The following is an 18,775-nucleotide window of genomic DNA, read 5'->3' on the forward strand; positions in this document are numbered from 1 at the left end:
ACAGGTATTCCATACCGTGCCAGTGGGGGAAGCGGACAGGGCATGCAAGGAGAATAATTGACTTAACTAGTTGTTAATACGCCGAAATGATAGAGATAATTGCATACAGTATACTGTATTTTTTCCTTGACAAAGGATTCCAATTATCCTAACTTGCAGTCGGCCAAGCCCGGCAGTGTGCCGGGGTTTTTCTTGGATTATATGCTATAAAACACCGTTGGGAGGAGCCGTTTCATGTTAGACATTTATCTTCCGATACTTGTCCTCATCGCTGTTGCGCTGGCTTTTGCGTTGGGGTCGGTCCTGTTCTCCTGGCTGATCGGCCAGAAAAAGCCGAGTGCCGTCAAGCTGGCCCCCTATGAATGTGGTATGCCCTTGATCGGGACAGCGCACGAGCGCTTTTCGATCAAGTTTTATCTGGTTGCTGTGGCCTTTATCGTTTTTGATATTGAGGTGGTATTTATGTACCCTTGGGCCGTTGTGTTCAAGCAGCTCGGTTGGTATGGTGCCGCAGTTATGGGGGTCTTTCTTTTTGTCCTCGTTATCGGGTTTGTTTATGACTGGAAAAAAGGAGCACTGGAATGGGAGTAGAGCAGACTCTTGGGAATAATGTCATAACCACAACGCTGGATAAGGTGGTCAACTGGTCCAGGGCCAAGTCTCTGTGGCCAATGACTTTTGGTCTTGCCTGTTGTGCGATTGAGATGATGGCTGCCGGTGCTGCCCGTTTTGACCTTGACCGGATGGGTATTTTGTTTCGTGCATCCCCCCGTCAGTCGGACCTTATTATTATTGCCGGAACGGTGACGAAGAAGATGTTGCCGGTAATTCAGGTCGTCTACGAGCAGATGCCTGAGCCCAAATATGTTATTGCCATGGGCGCATGTGCCTGCTCCGGTGGAGTTTTTGATACCTATAGCGTTGTGCAGGGCATCGATGAAGCTCTTCCGGTCGATGTGTATATTCCTGGGTGCCCGCCCCGTCCTGAGGGCTTGATGTTTGGTCTGCAGAAACTGCAGGAGAAGATCATGAAGGAACAGAATTCCTTTGGTGCCGCTATTGGAGTGGGTGACAGGGTTCTTGAGGCATAGGCTGAGCCGTGCAACTGGATCATTAATTTAGGGATAAAGATATGAGTGAAAATGCCGCCGTTGGCAAATTGAAAGCCAAGTTCGCCAGTTCAGTTCTGGATGTCGCGGAGTTCAGGGGTGAGACGACTGTGACGGTAAAGAAGGAAGATATCGTCGCCATTTGCTCCTTTCTGAAAAAGGAAGTCGGATACAACTTTCTGACGGATCTTTGCGGTGTCGACTATCTTGGAAAGACTCCTCGCTTCATGGTGGTTTATCATCTTTATAATATTGGCACCAAAGAGCGCTTGCGTCTTAAGGTTCCTGTGGAGGAGAGCGATGCCACGGTTGATACGGTGACCGGAGTCTGGTCGACGGCCAACTGGCATGAAAGGGAATGTTGGGATCTGATGGGGATCTCCTTCAATAACCACCCGGATCTGCGCCGCATTCTCATGGCGGAGGATTGGGAAGGGCACCCGCTGCGCAAGGATTACCCTGTGCAGGGGCCCGACCGTCGTCCCTACCAAGGACGGATTTCCTGATCGATCTGTGAGAATATTCACTTATTTCCTATAGATGAGGCACGTGATGGCAATGACCGAAACAATGACCGTGAATATGGGACCCCAGCACCCCTCGACCCACGGTGTACTGCAGTTGATCCTCGAGCTGGACGGGGAGGTGGTAAGAAAAGCAACACCGCATATCGGCTTTCTGCACCGGGGGGTAGAAAAACTCTCCGAGTACCGCACTTATCATCAGACCATTCCTCTGACTGACCGCCTTGACTACCTGGCTCCGATGAGCAACAACCTCGCCTATGTCCTTGCGGTGGAAAAGCTCCTCGGCATCACCGATGAGATTCCTGAGCGAGCCAAGGTTGTCCGTGTCCTGCTGGCCGAGTTGACCCGTATCAAGAGTCACCTGGTCTGGCTGGCGACGCATGCTTTGGATATCGGCGCCATGACGGTCTTCCTCTACTGCTTCCGCGAGCGTGAGCACATCATGGATATCTACGAGAAGATTTCCGGCGCTCGTATGACGACAAATTATTTCCGCGTGGGCGGCCTGTCCGCGGACCTGCCGGATGGCATCGTCAATGAAATAAGTCAATTCATTGATGCAATGCCGGGACACATCGATACCTATGAAGGGCTTATCACCGGCAATAAGATCTGGCAGAAACGCATCAAGGGAGTCGGGGTCATCTCGGCTGAGGACGCCATCGACGTTGGCCTGAGCGGGCCTGCACTGCGGGCATCCGGAGTAGACTGGGACCTGCGGCGCGACGACCCCTATTGTGATTACGAAGATTACGATTTCAAGGTCTTCACCAGCAATGATTGTGACACCTGGGGTCGTTATCAGGTTCGTCTTCTTGAAATGAGAGAGGCCTGCAAGTTGGTCAAGCAGGCCATTGCCAAGCTCAAGCCCGGCCCTGTTATCGCTGACTTGCCGAAAGTCTGCCTGCCGCCCAAGCAGGATGTTGTCAACACCATCGAAGCGCTTATCCATCAGTTCAAGCTCATATCTGAAGGATTCAAGCCGGAGATTGGCGAAGTTTATCAGGGCTGTGAAAACCCGAAGGGGGAACTTGGCTTCTATTTGGTTTCAGATGGATCGGCTCATCCTTATCGAATGAAGATTCGTTCTCCTTCCTTCATCAATCTGCAGGCGTTACCGCAGATGGTCGTGGGCCGCATGATTCCTGATGTCGTCGCCATTATCGGCACGCTTGATATCGTGCTTGGCGAGATCGACCGCTAATTGATTGCTGGACAAAGGGGTTTAAGTTATGAGCAATGCCGCGGAAACTGTTCAGGAAGAAGAGATCGATCTGGCCGCAGCCAATGAGGTCATCGATAAATATATGGACATGCATGGGGCGCTGATGCCTGTTCTGCAGGATGTGCAAGAGGCCTATGGGTATATTCCGGAGCCTTGTGTTCATCTTATCGCGGAACGTCTTAACGTGTATACAAGTCAGATCTACGGTGTTCTGACTTTTTATGCCCAGTTCCACTTGGAACCTAGAGGCAGATACATCGTCAGGGTTTGCATGGGTACCGCCTGCCATGTAAAAGGCGCTGGCCGCATCGCCGATACCCTCAAGGAGCGTCTGGGGATAGGTCATGCCGAGACCACGGAAGACCTCAAGTTCACTGCTGAATATGTTGCCTGTATTGGGGCCTGTGGTATGGCGCCTGTCATTATGGTCAATGATGGCACCTACGGCAGTATGACGGTTCAAAAGATGGACGAGGTTATTGCCAAGTACAAGGCAATGGACTGAGATTTCTTCAACAAACCCAATCCTAAAGCGGGGATGAATCCATATGGCCGCGAATGCTGAGAACATAAAAGTCCTTATCTGCCAAGGCACCGGAGGGCTGGCCTCAGGAGCCCAGGCGGTAGCCGAGGCTTTTGAAGAAGAATTTGCCAAGAAGGGCGTTGAAGCCAAAGTTGGCAAGCGTTGTGAAGTTATCGGTACCGGTTGTCGAGGCCTCTGTGCCAACGACGTTCTGGTTGACATTGTCATGCCTGGGCATGAGGGGGTCACCTATGACTTTGTGACTCCTGAGATGGTGCCGCAGATCGTCGAAGAACATGTCATAGGTAACCAGCCTGTTGAAAAAAAGAAAGCCGGTCCCTATTACGAAAAATTCCTCGAAAAGCAGCATCGAGTCGTCTTTTCCCGTTGTGGTACGGTCAATGCGGAAAGTATGGACGACTTTATTGCTCATCGCGGCTTTGAGGGCATCAAGAAGGCCGTGAAGATGGCGCCTGCCGAGGTGATTGACGAGGTCAAGCGCTCCGGATTGAGAGGACGCGGTGGCGGCGGCTTCCCCACGGGCGTGAAGTGGTCTTTTTGTGCTGCTTCGCCTGGTAACGAGAAGTATCTGATTTGCAATGCCGACGAAGGGGACCCTGGTGCATTTATGGACCGGTCCATTCTCGAAGGCGACCCTTATGGCCTGATCGAAGGGATGATGATCGGCGCCTATGCTATCGGATGCACCTTTGGTTACGTTTATTGCCGCGCTGAGTATCCTCTTGCCATCAAACGTCTCCAAAAAGCCATCGATACCTGTTATGAAAAGGGCATTCTAGGCAAAAACTGCATGGGGCTCGGTTTTGATTTCGACATGAGAATCAAGGCTGGTGCCGGCGCCTTTGTTTGCGGCGAGGAAACAGCTCTGATGGCCTCCATCGAAGGGCAACGTGGCATGTCCCGCCCTCGGCCACCCTTCCCGGCTGTTCGCGGCCTTTGGGGTAAGCCGACCAATATTAATAACGTCGAAACCTTCGCCAACGTTTCCTATATTTTTTACAACGGTGCGGATTGGTACTCGAGCATCGGGACGGAAGGGACCAAGGGAACCAAGATCTTTGCCCTCACCGGAAAGGTTAAGCACACCGGTCTGGTTGAGGTTCCCGCTGGCACGACCATGCGCGAAGTTATTTTCGACGTCTGCGGCGGGATTCTGAAAAACCGCAAGTTCAAAGCCGTGCAGGCCGGTGGACCTTCCGGCGGTTGTTTGCCTCCAGTCGCGCTGGATGCCCAGGTAGACTACGACTCTCTGATAAAAGCCGGCGCCATGATGGGTTCTGGTGGTCTCGTCGTCATGGACGAAACGACCTGCATGGTGGACATTGCTCGTTTCTTCCTCAACTTTACCCGGGTTGAATCCTGCGGCAAATGCATACCTTGTCGTATCGGTCTCAAAATCATGTTGGAAATTCTTGAGCGCATCACCTCCGGTGAGGGCCAAGAGGGCGATATTGAGATGCTGGAAGATATGGCCGTTGATATCAAGAAAAGCTCATTGTGTGGCCTTGGGCAGACAGCCCCCAACCCGGTTCTGTCGACTATCCGGTATTTCCGGGATGAGTACGAGGCCCATATCAAAGATAAATACTGTCCTTCCCATTCCTGTAAGCCGCTTCTTAAATTTGAAGTCATCAAAGAGGCCTGCAAAATGTGCGGCATGTGTTACAAGGTCTGCCCTGTCGATGCCATCATTTGGGAAAAGAAGCAGCTTGCGGTCATCGATAAGGAGAAATGCACGAAGTGCACCTCCTGTTATGATGCCTGCCCCTTTATGGCCATTGAATAGCCAGGTCCCTAGCTGATTTGATACGAGGTTAAGATGGTAAATCTTACTATTGACGGCAAGCAGATTACTGTAAAGAAGTCGGCTACAATCTATGAAGCCGCTAAAGAGGCCGGGATAGACATCCCGGTTCTCTGCTATGCTAAAAAACTCCTTCCTTATGGGGCCTGCAGGATTTGCCTTGTTGAGGTCGAGCAGATGAAGGGTCGCCTGATCCCCTCCTGCACCACACCCGTGACGGAGGGAATGGTTGTAAAGACAACTTCTCCTGATATCACCAAGGTGCGCAAGACAGTTCTTGAATTTCTGCTGGTCAATCATGTTGTGGAGTGTCCTGTCTGTGACAAGGCTGGGGAATGTGATCTGCAGGACCTCACCTTTCAATACGAAGTTGTTAAAAATCGTTTTGAAGGGGAGAAGTTCAATCTGCCTACCGACGAAGTCAATCCTCTTATTGAACGCAACATGAACCGCTGCGTGCTGTGTGGAAAATGCGTTCGCGTTTGCGATGAAATTGTCGGCTACGGTTCCTATTCCTTTATCAATCGCGGCTTTGAAACAAAGATTGCAACAGCCTTTGATCGCGGTCTCAATTGCGAATTCTGCGGTCAGTGTGTTTCCATGTGTCCTGTCGGTGCGATTTTGCCCCGTCCATTCAAATTCAAGGCCAGACCCTGGCAGCTCAGCGAGGTCGATACCGTTTGTGGCTACTGTGGAAACGGTTGTACCGTTACCCTTGGCGTTTTAAACGACAAGGTTGAGACCATCCGCTTTAACGACAAGACGGGAGTCAACGACGGGAATCTTTGTATCCGTGGACGTTTTGGCTACGGCTACATTCACCATGACGATCGGCTCCGTAAACCGCTGATTCGTAAAGACGGTCAGCTCGTCGAAGCTGAATGGAATGAGGCTATTGAGGCCGTTGTGAAAGGTTTTAACAAGGCCGGCAATGAAAAAGGTCTTGGTATCCTCTCTGGTGCCCGAATGACCAATGAGGAGCTTTTCCTTCTGAAAAACCTGGCAAAGACGCTGGGAACCGGCAATCTGGATCATTCCGGCGGTGAGTGCTACAAAGGGCTGACAGAAGGCCTGATGGAGACCCTTGGTGTTAAGGCTTCCACGGGGACTTTCCCACAGGTGGAATCCTGCGATGCCATTCTGGCAATCCGCTCTGATTTTTATGAGACACACCCGGTTTTCGGGATGGTGGTAAACCAGGCGGTCAAACGACACGATGCACAGCTCTTTATCGTTTCTGATAAAAAAGGCAAGTTTTCCAAATTGCCTCATGCTAAAACGCTTCTCGGCAAGCCGGGCACTGAAATTCAGATTCTTAACTCCATGGCTCAGGTTCTTCTGAGCGAGGGGTTGGCAGTTACCGATGGTGTTGAGGGTGTTGAGGAGCTTAAAGCGGCCCTCGCCAAATACGCTCCTGCTGATGTGGCAGAGCGCACTGGAGTGAGTGTCGACGCCATTAAGGCTGCGGCCCGTGCTCTGGCCGGCGCAAAGAAAAGCGCTATTCTGCTGGCTTACGGCCTGCCCTACGCCGCCCACAGTAAAGAACTGGCCATTGCTGCGGCCAACTTGTCCATCCTCACCGGAAATGCGGGTCGGGAAGGTTCTGGGCTCTACCTGTGCGGAGAAAAATCGAACAGCCAGGGCGCTATTGATCTCGCCATACTCCCGGAGGCAGGAGCCATGGGAGCCAAGGACATGCTTGAGGCTGCCAGAAATGGCAATCTCTCTGCACTCTATGTCGTGGGAGAAGACCTGCTTACCTCCTACCCCGATCGCGATAAGGTAGAAGCCGCTCTGAAAGGTTTGTCCTTTCTCGTCGTGCAGGATATCTTCCTGTCACCGACAGCTCAGCAGGCCGATGTGGTTCTGCCCGCGTCCTCCTTCGCTGAAAAGGATGGGACCTTTACCAATGCGGAGAGGCGTATCCAGCGTGTTCGCAAGGGTGTTTCCAGCCCCGGTGATGCCAAAACGGATTTTGAGATATTTGAGCTTCTTTCGGCACGCTTTGGGCGCAACATCTCCTATACTGCCCCTGCGGCAGTGTTTGCCGATATTGCGGCCAATGTCGCCGAATACGCCGGCATTCAACTCGATGCTGTCGGACCTCAGGGTGTGGTTTGGGGTGGAGATGATCTGGCTCTTAAGAAGAAGCGTGTTGTCGCCGTTGATGGCCCTGAGGCGCCCCAAGGTGACTTCCTCCTGGTGACGGGGAGCTCCCTCTACCATAGCGGGACAATGTCGACCCGCGCTAAAGGATCTCTCTCGGTTGTGGCCGAGCCCTATATTGAATTCGGGCAAGAGGACGCCAAAAAACTTCAGGTTACAGATGGTGATGTGGTGACTGTTAAAGCAGAAGGCGGACAGATCAAGTTGAAAGCCAAAGTTGATCGGCGTCTTCCTCAGGGTGTGGTCTTTGCGCCGTACCACTTTGCCTCGGCTGAAATCAATCGTATTTACAAAGGGGCATCTGCTGTTGCCGTGGAGTTAAGCAAATAAAGGGTCCAACGCTTCTTGGAGGAGATATGGAGTGCCCACAGTGTAAAGCCAGCGTTTCAGCTAAGGCGAGGTACTGTGAACAGTGCGGGATCAATTTGGAACAAAATGTTGAATTTCTGCACGAGAAAGCACTCGAACTTTATCACCGAGGAATGATTGACGAGGCTTTACGGCTTTGGGATAACGCGATAAGTCGTAACCCACATTTTGCTAAAGGATTCTATTACAAAGGGCTGGCTTTATATGATCGGGGCGATTTGCAGGATGCCGTCGCGGCCTTTCATGAAGCTCTGAAAGATAGTGAAAAAAGTTTCAGGGTTCATTTCAAACTAGGCATGGCCCAATACGGGTTGGGCGACCTTGATGCCAGCATTCAAAGCTACCTGGATGCGCTGAATCTCAACCCCGGGAGTGCTGAAACCCATTATCGACTCGGCTTGTCTTATCTCAGGAATTCAGATCTTGAGAGAGCTGAAAAGGCTTTAACCGAAGCGATTAAGATAAATCCTAAATACACGCGAGCCCTTTATATACTGGGAATCGTTTACTCCCAGAAGGGGGATGCCGATCAGGCTATCCAGCAGTTTGAAACAGTAGTGAAGATCAGTCCTTCCTACACTGCCGCTCGATTTGACCTGGGTATGGCTTTTTACCGGGCAGGACGCCTTGACGAGGCTGTAGAACAGTTCCAAAAAACAGCTGAAGCAAATGATCGTTTTGCCCCAGCCCATTACATGTTGGGCGAAGTTTTTCGAAAAACTGGACATTTTGATTTAGCCATAAGCGCCTATAATCAAGCAGTTCAACTTAATGTCAAAGATGTTGATACCTATGTTCGGCTGGCTGAATGCAATTTACAGCTAGATATGATAGATGCTGCCAGGGTCGTGATTGAAAAAGCATTGCAATTTAACCCTCAGCATCGTGAAGCCAAGTACTTGAAGCAGCATATTGGAGAGATGACCACGCCCCATAAGCCTGGTTTTTAAGTTAGCCGTTTTTTTGTTATAAAGAGCACGTCTTAAACGATCAAGGAAGAGGATTGTCATTATGCCTGAAGTGTTGAGCCTCTCAAACAATGTCCCGCTGTTTCTTGCCGCGATGATGGTCAAGATTCTAGCAGTGTTCGTGGTGCTTATTCTTATTGTTGCCTATGCAACCTGGGTTGAGCGCAAGGTGATTGGTCATATGCAGACCAGACTGGGCCCCATGCAGACTGGTTGGCATGGTTTGCTGCAGCCGATTGCAGACGGCCTCAAACTTTTCTTCAAAGAAGATATTGTCCCGGCGGAGGCATCCAAGGTTGCCTTCATTCTCGCGCCGATGATGATCCTGGTACCTGCCTTCATTACCGTGGCGGTCGTGCCGTTCGGCCCGGATATTGAAGTTTTTGGCTACCTGGTTCCCCTACAGATTACCGATCTTAATGTCGGCATACTGTACGTCCTGGCTATGGCCGGACTGGGTGTTTACGGTATTGTCCTGGCGGGGTGGGCATCCAACAGCAAATACTCTCTGCTTGGCGGCATCCGCTCCTCAGCTCAGATGGTCTCCTACGAATTGGCGGCTGGACTGTCAATTGTCGCCGTCTTCATGCTGGCTGAGACTTTGAGTCTGCGAGGAATCGTCGAAGCTCAGGCTGGTTCGCACCCACTCTTTTCCTTCCTGCCGAATTGGTACATTCTGTCCCAGCCTCTGGCCTTCGGTCTCTTCGTTGTCGGTTCACTGGCTGAAATAAACAGGACGCCATTTGACCTGCCTGAGGCAGAAACAGAGCTGGTTTCCGGTTTCTGTACCGAATACTCCTCCATGAAATACGCTCTGTTTTTCATGGCAGAGTACGCCAACATGGTGGTGATCTCGGCTATTGCAGCTACCCTGTTTCTCGGTGGCTGGGCCGGACCCTTCCCGGGGCCGATCAACCTGCTGCTCAAGGTTTTTGCTTTCATGTTCTTCTTCATCTGGCTGCGAGCAACCATGCCGAGGGTGCGTTATGACCAATTGATGTTCATCGGCTGGAAGGTGTTCATCCCTCTGGCGCTGGCAAACGTCGTTGTTACCGGCATCGTCGTTCTCATGATGCAGTAATTTAAAACCTGACACGAGGATAGGCCCATGTTCAAAGAGTTTATAAAAGGTCTGAGCATCACCTTCAAGCATATGCTGCCGGGAAATTCAACTACGGTTCAATATCCGAAGGAAAGACTGCCCACTTCGGACCGTTTCCGCGGTTTGCATCGACTGGTTCCGGCTCACGAGCGCGAAAAGTGTGTCGCCTGTTATCTCTGCCCAACGGTTTGCCCGGCTAAGTGCATTACCGTTGAATCGGCTGAAAACGAGAAGGGTGAAAAATACCCCAAAGTTTACCAGATCGATCTGTTGCGCTGTATCTTCTGTGGCTACTGCGTGGAAGCCTGCCCAGTGGAGGCGCTGGAGATGACTGGTGAATATGAGCTGGCCAACTACAAGCGGGAAAATTTCACTTACACCAAAGAGCGACTTCTCAAGTAACTGGTATAGGAGCTGAAACCATGGAACTTTTCTTTTTCTCTCTGGTCGCCTTTGTTGCGGTCCTTTCCGGGGTGATGGTGGTTACCTGCAAGAGCCCTATCAACAGTGCTCTTTCTCTGGTTATGACCTTCATATGCCTCGCAACGTTTTACATCATGCTAAATGCCCCCTTCATGGCAGCCATTCAGATCATGGTCTATGCCGGCGCTATCATCGTGCTGATCATCTTTGTCATTATGCTGCTCAACCTTGGCACTGCCACGATGAAAAAGACCTCACATAGTCTCGCCTGGTCTGGTTTGGTTGCCTTGCTTCTTTTCATTCAGGCGGCTGTTTTTCTCAAAAACAGCAATGTCGCCGCCCAGACTGGCGAGATAACCAATGAATTGGTGAATAAGGTCGGCCACACTGAACTGTTGGGCCTGAGTCTTTTTACCGAGTTTCTTCTCCCTTTTGAAATTGCATCGATCCTGCTCCTCGTTGCCATTGTAGGTGCGTTGGTGCTGGCCAAAAAAGAAGTTTAGTCACCAAAAAGGACAGGAGATAGATCATGATAACCGTTCACCATTACCTTACTATAAGTGCGATCCTGTTTTCACTCGGTACCTTTGGGGTGCTGACCAGGAAAAATGCCATCGTTGTTTTCATGTGCATTGAACTGATGCTCAATGGTGTCAATCTTTCATTTATCGCGCTTTCCCATCACCTTGGAAATATGGATGGCCAGGTCTTTGTTTTCTTTGTCATGGCCGTGGCCGCTTCAGAGGCTGCCATAGGGCTCGCCCTTATGATTGCCTTTTTCCGCAACAAAGAGTCCATTGAGGTGGAAGACTTCAACCTTCTTAAATGGTAATTGCTCCCTGTACTATGGGTTAATCCGCTTAGAGGAGAGATAGATGTACGACAAACTGTGGCTTATACCATTCTTTCCCTTGCTGGGGTCCATTATCAACGGACTTTTCGGCTCGAAGATCAAGAATGAGAAGGTGATCGGGGGCATCGGAACCCTGGCCATTGCTTCGTCTTTCGTGGTCTCAACCAGTTATTTCTTTCAGCTTCTCAAGGATCCCGTTAAGGTTCATGAGAATGTGATCGCCTCCTGGATGTCCGTCGGCAATCTGCAGGTGGATTGGGGTTTTCTCCTCGACCCCCTGTCCGCCCTCATGATCATGGTCGTCACCGGGGTGGGGTCACTGATCCATTTATACTCAATCGGCTACATGCATGGAGAAGACGGTTACTTCAGGTATTTTTCTTACTTGAACCTCTTCGCGTTCTCCATGCTGATGCTTGTCCTTGGCAATAACGCTCTGGTTATGTTTATCGGTTGGGAAGGTGTTGGACTCTGTTCCTACCTGCTGATCGGCTATTATTACCAGAAGAAAAGCGCTGGCGACGCTGCCAAAAAAGCCTTTGTCGTTAACCGCATTGGCGACTTCGGCTTTCTTGTGGCCCTTTTTGTACTGTTCTGGACGCTTGGTAACGACCATGGTGTATGGACGGTCAACTTCGTAGAAATTGCCAAGCATGGCCATCTTTTGGGCACCGGTAGCGTTGTAGTCACTCTCGTTACGCTCTGCTTTTTCCTGGGAGCCACCGGAAAATCAGCGCAGATTCCCCTATATACCTGGTTGCCTGACGCTATGGAAGGCCCCACACCGGTTTCCGCACTGATTCATGCCGCAACCATGGTTACTGCCGGCGTCTACATGATCGGGCGCATGAACGGCCTGTTCGCCATGGCACCTGATACCATGATGGTCATCGCGATTGTCGGAGCGGCAACGGCTATTTTTGCTGCCAGCATCGGCCTCGCACAGAACGACATCAAGCGCGTTCTTGCTTACTCCACGGTTTCTCAGCTCGGGTACATGTTCCTTGCTATGGGGGTTGGCGCCTTCACGGCCGGGGTTTTTCACCTGATGACGCACGCCTTTTTCAAGGCATGTCTCTTTCTTGGGTCCGGCTCGGTCATTCACGCCATGCATCATGCTTATCATCATGCTCATGTTCATGATGATCCTCAGGATATGCGTAACATGGGCGGCCTTGCCAAAAAAATGCCCATCACCTATTTAACCTTCCTCGTGTCCACTATTGCCATTGCAGGTATTCCAGGTTTTTCCGGCTTCTTTTCAAAAGACGAAATTCTCTGGTGGGCTTTCGGATCGACCCGCGGTCACTGGTTGCTCTGGTTGGTTGGCGCCTTCGCTGCCGGTATGACGGCGTTTTATATGTTCCGCCTGGTGTTCATGACTTTTCACGGCAAACAACGAACTCATGTCAAGGCCAAAGACCACATCCATGAGTCTCCCCTGGTGATCACTATTCCTCTGATGGTCCTTGGCGTGCTTGCTGTTATTGGGGGTTTCGTCGGTGTTCCGGCGGTCATCGGTGAATTGTTCGGCCACTTCCCCAATAAAATTGAACACTTTCTGGCCCCTGTTTTTGCTGCTACCCAGGAGGCTCACCATATTTCAGCCCACGGATCGCATGCGCTTGAATATGGCTTGATGGGAATATCCGTTGGCATTGCTCTGGTTGGTATCATAGGCGCATGGTTCCTCTATCTGGCTAAACCCGAACTCCCCGGGAAGTTTGTGGCTGCCTTTCAGGGCCTGCACCGCGCAGTATTCAACAAATGGTATGTTGATGAACTTTATGACGCTCTTTTTGTCAACCCGACCAAAAAGGCCGGCACCTTTTTCTGGAAAGGTTTTGACGTAGTCGTTGTCGACGGGATCGTTAACGGACTAGGTCGCCTTGTCAACCTTTGCTCCAGAGGGTTGCGCCTCACCCAGACCGGCTTTGTTCACAATTATGCTTTGAGCATGGTTGTCGGTGTCGTCATCATTGTTGGCTATTACGTCTTCAAGTAAGTGGCGCTTAGATCTGCGATAGAAGTGAAATAAGGAGCGAATTCCAATGACCGAACATCTTCTCAGCCTGATGACCTTCTTCCCACTCGTTGGGATGCTGGCTCTGCTGTTCATTCCTAAGGAAAACGGCGGCCTGCTCAAAGGTTTTACGCTGGTGGTGACTCTGATCACCTTTTTCATCAGCTTGCCGCTTGCTTTTGACGACGTTTTCAAGACCTCGGCAGCCATGCACTACACCGAGTTTGCGCGGTGGATCAGCATTGGTGATTACTTTCAAATGAACTACAACGTCGGTGTTGACGGGATTAGCCTTTGGCTGGTTCTCCTCACCACCTTCATCATGCCAATCGCAATTCTCTCCACCTGGCGGGCTGTCGAAAAGAATACCAAAGGGTATATGGCTGTCATGCTGCTTCTCGAGACAGCCATGCTTGGAGCTTTCATTTCCCTGGACCTTTTCCTTTTCTACATCTTCTGGGAACTGATGCTCATCCCGATGTATTTCATGATCGGTATCTGGGGAGGCAAAAACCGCATCTATGCTGCTGTAAAGTTCTTTATCTTTACGGCGGTCGGTTCACTGCTCATGCTGGTAGCCATTATCTTTGTTTACTATCAGGCCACCACCGCAGGCCTTGCAGATAACGGCTTTGCCATTGCAGACTTCTACAAGTTGTCCCTTGATCCTGGGCTTCAAAAGTGGCTCTTTCTGGCATTTGCTTTCAGCTTTGCCATTAAGGTCCCTATGTTTCCTGTTCACACCTGGTTGCCTGATGCGCACACCGAAGCACCCACCGCAGGCTCGGTTATCCTGGCCGCCATCCTGCTCAAAATGGGAACTTACGGGTATGTGCGTTTCGCCATGCCGCTTTTCCCCGAAGCAACACACCAGTTTATCCCCTTTTTGTCCCTCCTGGCTGTCATCGGTATCATTTACGGGGCCTTGGTGGCGATGATGCAGGATGATGTTAAAAAACTGGTCGCCTATTCCTCGGTATCTCACCTTGGTTTTGTCATGCTCGGCATCTTCGCCCTGAACATGCAGGGTGTGGCTGGCGGTATGCTGCAGATGATCAATCATGGTATCTCCACAGGGGCGCTGTTCCTTATCGTCGGCTTTATTTATGAACGCCGTCATACGCGGGCCATTGCGGAATTCGGCGGCATCGCCAAGGTCATGCCGGTCTTTGCCACTATATTCATGATCGTAACTTTCTCTTCCGTAGGGCTACCTGGCACAAATGGATTTGTCGGTGAATTCCTGATCCTCATGGGAGCCTTCGAAAGTGAATTGAGGTGGTACGGAGTATTCGCCACAACGGGTGTTATTTTTGCTGCGGTCTATATGCTCTGGATGTTCCAGAGGGTCATGTTCGGCGAGGTCAAGAATCCTGAAAACGCCAAGCTTAAGGATCTTTCCCTGCGTGAAGTTGTCATTATGCTTCCGCTTCTGCTCTTCGTTTTCTGGATCGGGGTATATCCCAATACCTTCCTGGATAAGATGAATCCCGCCATCGAACAGTTCATTGAGCAGGTTAATGGGAAGCAGCAGGTCGCTATTGTGGAGCAAGTTTCACCACAGTATTACGGCGAGGAAAAATAAGTCTAATAGCATACTTCCGTATAAAAACGCTTCCGAAGGAGCATTTCCATGGAAAATCTGGTGCAACAAGCCATTCAGTCCGTAAATATCGGGGCTATCATGCCATCACTGGTCTTGACCTGTTTTGGTATGGCAACCCTGCTTATAAGCGTTTTTTCCCGCCGGGGTCAAACAACGCACGTCGCCTGGATATCGGTTCTTGGTATCATTGTTACGGGTTTTTATTCTCTGGCAGCCTGGAACAATCCCCAGACTGGTTTCTATGACAGCGTTATCCTGGATAATTATGCCACCTTTTTTAATATCACCTTCCTGATTGCGGCTGGATTGACCATCCTGATGTCGGATGATTATCTCAAGCGTGAAGGGTATCCCATTGGCGAATATTATCCCCTGATACTGTTTACCACGGCCGGTGCCATGTGGATGGCCTCCGGAAACGACCTGTTGACCGTGTTTCTTGGTCTTGAGGTCCTGTCCATCTCCCTTTACGCCCTTGCTGGTTTGTTCCGTGGCCAGCTTCAATCCAACGAAGCCGGCCTTAAATACTTCCTTCTGGGGGCGTTTTCCACGGGCTTTCTGCTCTACGGCATAGCCCTTACCTACGGTGTGACCGGGACTACCAAAATACAAGCGATTGCTGATTATTTTGCCGCGAATCCGCAGGCCCTGACCAGCCCAATGGCCATTGCCGGCATGCTTCTCATCAGCATCGGTTTTCTTTTCAAAGTGGCCGCCGCTCCTTTCCATATGTGGACCCCTGATGTCTATCAGGGTGCCCCTACTCCCATTACCGCCTTCATGAGTGCCGGCCCTAAAGCAGCAGCCTTTGCCGCTTTTATTCGGGTGCTCACCATCGGAATGGAAGGGATGGAGACCGATTGGACTGCCTTACTGTGGGTTCTGGCCGTGCTGACCATGATAGTCGGCAACTTTATTGCCATCTATCAAACCAACCTCAAACGCATGCTGGCCTATTCCTCCATTGCCCACGCCGGCTACGCTCTGGTTGGTCTGGTGGCGGCCAATGAAATTGGCATCTCCGGCATCCTTTTTTACATGCTGGCCTATACCTTCATGAATATTGGCGCCTTCGCCGTGCTGGTTCTCGCTGGCAAAACAGGCGAAGAAAACCTTACCCTTCAAGGTTTTGCAGGCTTCGGTTTCAAGCGTCCCATGCTGGGTGTAGCCATGACCATCTTCTTGATCTCTCTGATGGGCATTCCCCCCACCGCAGGGTTCTCTGGTAAATTCTTTATCTTTGCCGGCGCCGTCAAGGCTGGGTATGTCTGGCTGGCTGTCCTTGGTGTACTGAATTCCGCTGTTTCTCTTTATTATTACCTCCGGGTGATTGTTTATATGTACTTCAAGAACCCTGAAGAGGATTTCAGCTGGGTCAAGATCCACGCTGGCGCGGCTGTATCGATTATCATCGCAATCGTGGGTGTTCTCTACCTTGGAATTTTGCCTGGGTCTGTGATGGAATTGGCTAAACTGGCAACCTTCTAAGACGCCATCCTCAAGTTTTCTCCAAACCCCGGCCTCGGTCGGGGTTTTTTTTTGAGCCTCCTGGTTGGTTAACTACAGACACCTTTATTCTAAATTTAGGTAATATAGGGAACCTGGAAAAACCGAGAGAATGATCACGTTGTTCGGGGGGGGGCATATGGCTGTAGAAGATATTCACTCATTTCTACAAGTTCTGGAAAAAGAGGGACAGTTGCATAAGGTCCATGTGGAAGTCAATTGGGACCAGGAGGTCCCGGCTATCACCGATCGCGTCTGCAAGCGTCCCGGCGGCGGACCGGGTTTGCTTTTTAATAGGGTAGTTGGTTATCCTACCCCTGTATGCACGAACCTGTTTGGATCAAGTCGGCGCATGCGTTTGGCTCTAGGGAATACTGACGCCGATATCTTTGGAAATCGTCTTTTGTCTGCCATGAAGGGATGTCCTGGCTCCACCAGCCTTCAGAAACTAGCCTCTTTGCTGGAGCGCAAAGAATACCAGCCACAATTCCAACAGAACTCACCTTGTCAGCAACGTATAGTGGAGACGGAACCTGACGTAGGCGCCTATTTGCCTGCATTACGAACCTGGCCCAAGGACGGTGGCCGTTATTTAACCCTTCCGATGGTCGTAACCCAAGACCCTGACTCAGGCGTGCAAAATTTTGGAATGTATCGAGTCCAACTTTTGGGAGGCAATCAACTCGCCATCCACTGGGGGCCTTTTTCAGACGGCGCCAGGCATCATCAAAAAAATCGAAATCGAGGGGATAAAACTCCGGTAGCCGTCGTAATCGGTGGACCTCCTGCCCTGCTGTATGCATCCGGCGCTCCTGTCCCCGCCGGAGTGGATGAAGCTACCTTTGCCTCCTTCCTATTGGGTAAGCCGGTCTCCATGGCCAAGACACTCACGCATGGGCTTGCCGTACCTGCAGGAGCAGATTATGTCCTGGAGGGGTATGTGGAGAAGGATGAAACTGTAGAGGAGGGGCCCTTTGGAAACCACACAGGATTTTACGATCCTCCCAAGCCAGCCGCCCTTTTTAAGGTGCAGACCCTGACTTGTCGTAAAGATCCGGTATATGTCTGTACCGTGGTCGGTCCGCCCCCGATGGAGAACAGTTACATGGCGCAGTTTTCCGAACGCCTTTTTCTTCCTCTGTTGCAATTGGATCATCCCAGGGTTTTGGAAATCCATCAGCCGGTTGAAGGGATATTTCATCAGTGTACTTTTGTGTCTGTAAAAAAAGATGGTCCGGGGCAGGGAAAAGACGTGATCAGGCAATTGTGGGATGGGCCCTGGTTGCCGCGAGCCAGGTTGCTGGCTGTGTTTGATGAAGGGACGAATCTAACGGAAAGCAACGGATTGCTGTGGCATGTCTTAAACAGAATGACACCTGCGAGTGATTTGATGGTAAAGGGTGAGCAGGTTGGCATTGATGCCACCAGCAAAGTCTCTGGTGAAGACAGTTTTACGCCGGGACGTCTGCCAATTGTGGAAAGTCCCCATATCCAGCAGTTGCTGGCAAACCGCTGGGCTGAATACGGCCTGTAGTAACTGGCTGCCTAGCTGGAAGATCGCAGGCAAAAGGCGGCGGCAGGAAATCCCTTGTCTGCCAGTCACAGGCGGGTGTAGTATTTCACTTTTATTCAGCAGGCCAAAAAAACAAGGGTGATGTTCATGACGGAAACGAGCTTTTTGGCAAGAGCCAGAACTCTCCTGGAGATGATCAAGTTTTCCCATACGGTGTTCGCCTTCCCCTTTGCCCTGATGGGTGTCATCCTTGCTTCACTGGCAAGTGGGGCCTTGCCGACTTTCATGCAGATCGTCTGGATTTGTCTGGCCATGGTCGGGGCACGCTCTGGGGCCATGGGTCTCAACCGCATCATTGATGCCACCATAGACGCCAAAAATCCCAGAACCGCCCAGCGCCATATTCCTGCGGGAAAAGTGTCCATGCCGGAGGCCTGGGGGTTTGTGCTGGCCTCTTTTGCTCTTCTGCTTTTTTCGGCCTGGATGCTCAACCCCCTCTGCCTGAAGTTGTCACCGCTGGCCCTGTTTTTTTTAGCGCTGTATTCTTACTGCAAACGTTTCACTCCCTTGGCCCATATTGTCCTGGGCATCTGTCTGGCCGCCGCCCCTATTGGGGCCTGGATCGCCTTACGGGGAGATGTAAGCTGGCAAGTGCTCGTTCTCGGGTTGGCCGTGCTTTTCTGGGTCGCTGGTTTCGATATCCTCTATGCCCTGCAGGATCTCGATTTTGACAGAGAGCAGGGCCTCCACTCCATCCCGTCGCGTCTGGGAGTGGAGCGCTCCCTTCTGCTGTCCCGGGCATTTCATGCCGTGATGGTTTTTTTGCTGGCTCTGCTCCTTTCGGTGCCGGGGCTAGGGTGGATTTATCTGCTAGGTGTGCTGGTCGTGACGGGGCTGCTGGTCTATGAGCATCTGCTGGTCAAGGCGGACGACCTGTCGAGACTGGATGCCGCCTTTTTCAATATGAACGGATACATCAGTGTGACCATCTTTGCCTTCACGCTGTTGGACAGCCTGGTTTAAACCCAGAACAGGGG

17 protein-coding genes are annotated in these 18,775 nt (G+C 51.2%); all 17 read left to right on the forward strand.

Going from position 1 to position 18,775, the window contains the following annotated elements:
* The first annotated feature begins 234 nt into the window (after window positions 1-234).
* The 17 genes from AOP6_RS00685 to AOP6_RS00765 all read left to right on the forward strand — a co-directional run bounded on the left by AOP6_RS00685 (window position 235) and on the right by AOP6_RS00765 (window position 18,761).
* Window positions 235-591: an NADH-quinone oxidoreductase subunit A gene (locus AOP6_RS00685; protein ID WP_155874725.1), complete on the forward strand. Its 357-nt coding sequence runs from the start codon at window positions 235-237 to the stop codon at window positions 589-591.
* Window positions 582-1,091 carry an NADH-quinone oxidoreductase subunit B gene (locus tag AOP6_RS00690; RefSeq protein ID WP_155874726.1) on the forward strand — a complete coding sequence of 170 codons (510 nt, stop codon included), beginning with the start codon at window positions 582-584 and terminating at the stop codon, window positions 1,089-1,091. Before AOP6_RS00685 ends, AOP6_RS00690 begins: the two co-directional genes overlap by 10 nt.
* 41 nt (window positions 1,092-1,132) lie before the next feature.
* Entirely contained in the window at window positions 1,133-1,615 is a 483-nt protein-coding gene (locus AOP6_RS00695; protein WP_155874727.1) for an NADH-quinone oxidoreductase subunit C, read from the forward strand.
* Between the two features lie 46 nt (window positions 1,616-1,661).
* Window positions 1,662-2,840: an NADH dehydrogenase (quinone) subunit D gene (nuoD, locus tag AOP6_RS00700; RefSeq protein WP_155874728.1), complete on the forward strand. Its 1,179-nt coding sequence runs from the start codon at window positions 1,662-1,664 to the stop codon at window positions 2,838-2,840.
* A gap of 28 nt (window positions 2,841-2,868) precedes the next feature.
* Window positions 2,869-3,366 (forward strand): NADH-quinone oxidoreductase subunit NuoE, encoded by a 498-nt coding sequence (gene nuoE, locus AOP6_RS00705; protein ID WP_155874729.1) that lies wholly within the window; start codon window positions 2,869-2,871, stop codon window positions 3,364-3,366.
* A 43-nt stretch (window positions 3,367-3,409) separates the two neighbouring features.
* Complete coding sequence (gene nuoF, locus AOP6_RS00710; protein ID WP_155874730.1) at window positions 3,410-5,191, forward strand: NADH-quinone oxidoreductase subunit NuoF; 1,782 nt, start codon at window positions 3,410-3,412, stop codon at window positions 5,189-5,191.
* A 33-nt stretch (window positions 5,192-5,224) separates the two neighbouring features.
* Window positions 5,225-7,705, forward strand: a complete 2,481-nt coding sequence (nuoG, locus tag AOP6_RS00715; RefSeq protein ID WP_155874731.1) for an NADH-quinone oxidoreductase subunit NuoG — start codon at window positions 5,225-5,227, stop codon at window positions 7,703-7,705.
* A 26-nt stretch (window positions 7,706-7,731) separates the two neighbouring features.
* Window positions 7,732-8,694 carry a tetratricopeptide repeat protein gene (locus tag AOP6_RS00720; RefSeq protein WP_155874732.1) on the forward strand — a complete coding sequence of 321 codons (963 nt, stop codon included), beginning with the start codon at window positions 7,732-7,734 and terminating at the stop codon, window positions 8,692-8,694.
* 61 nt (window positions 8,695-8,755) lie between these two features.
* Window positions 8,756-9,793: an NADH-quinone oxidoreductase subunit NuoH gene (nuoH, locus tag AOP6_RS00725; RefSeq protein WP_155874733.1), complete on the forward strand. Its 1,038-nt coding sequence runs from the start codon at window positions 8,756-8,758 to the stop codon at window positions 9,791-9,793.
* A 27-nt stretch (window positions 9,794-9,820) separates the two neighbouring features.
* The gene (gene nuoI / locus AOP6_RS00730) at window positions 9,821-10,216 is read left to right on the forward strand and encodes an NADH-quinone oxidoreductase subunit NuoI (RefSeq protein ID WP_155874734.1); all 396 of its coding nucleotides are present in this window, start codon (window positions 9,821-9,823) and stop codon (window positions 10,214-10,216) included.
* A gap of 20 nt (window positions 10,217-10,236) precedes the next feature.
* Window positions 10,237-10,740, forward strand: a complete 504-nt coding sequence (locus AOP6_RS00735) for an NADH-quinone oxidoreductase subunit J (RefSeq protein WP_155874735.1) — start codon at window positions 10,237-10,239, stop codon at window positions 10,738-10,740.
* Between the two features lie 26 nt (window positions 10,741-10,766).
* The gene (gene nuoK, locus AOP6_RS00740) at window positions 10,767-11,069 is read left to right on the forward strand and encodes an NADH-quinone oxidoreductase subunit NuoK (RefSeq protein ID WP_155874736.1); all 303 of its coding nucleotides are present in this window, start codon (window positions 10,767-10,769) and stop codon (window positions 11,067-11,069) included.
* A gap of 43 nt (window positions 11,070-11,112) precedes the next feature.
* Window positions 11,113-13,095: an NADH-quinone oxidoreductase subunit L gene (gene nuoL / locus AOP6_RS00745; protein WP_155874737.1), complete on the forward strand. Its 1,983-nt coding sequence runs from the start codon at window positions 11,113-11,115 to the stop codon at window positions 13,093-13,095.
* A gap of 46 nt (window positions 13,096-13,141) precedes the next feature.
* Window positions 13,142-14,698 carry an NADH-quinone oxidoreductase subunit M gene (locus AOP6_RS00750; protein WP_155874738.1) on the forward strand — a complete coding sequence of 519 codons (1,557 nt, stop codon included), beginning with the start codon at window positions 13,142-13,144 and terminating at the stop codon, window positions 14,696-14,698.
* 48 nt (window positions 14,699-14,746) lie between these two features.
* Entirely contained in the window at window positions 14,747-16,207 is a 1,461-nt protein-coding gene (locus tag AOP6_RS00755; RefSeq protein ID WP_155874739.1) for an NADH-quinone oxidoreductase subunit N, read from the forward strand.
* Between the two features lie 157 nt (window positions 16,208-16,364).
* Window positions 16,365-17,759, forward strand: coding sequence for a UbiD family decarboxylase (locus AOP6_RS00760; protein WP_213194686.1), 1,395 nt, complete (start codon window positions 16,365-16,367; stop codon window positions 17,757-17,759).
* Window positions 17,760-17,885: 126 nt separating this feature from the next.
* Window positions 17,886-18,761, forward strand: coding sequence for a UbiA-like polyprenyltransferase (locus tag AOP6_RS00765; protein ID WP_225897319.1), 876 nt, complete (start codon window positions 17,886-17,888; stop codon window positions 18,759-18,761).
* The last annotated feature ends 14 nt before the right edge of the window (window positions 18,762-18,775 follow it).

This window comes from Desulfuromonas sp. AOP6 (genome assembly GCF_009731355.2).
Taxonomy (GTDB): domain Bacteria; phylum Desulfobacterota; class Desulfuromonadia; order Desulfuromonadales; family SZUA-540; genus SZUA-540.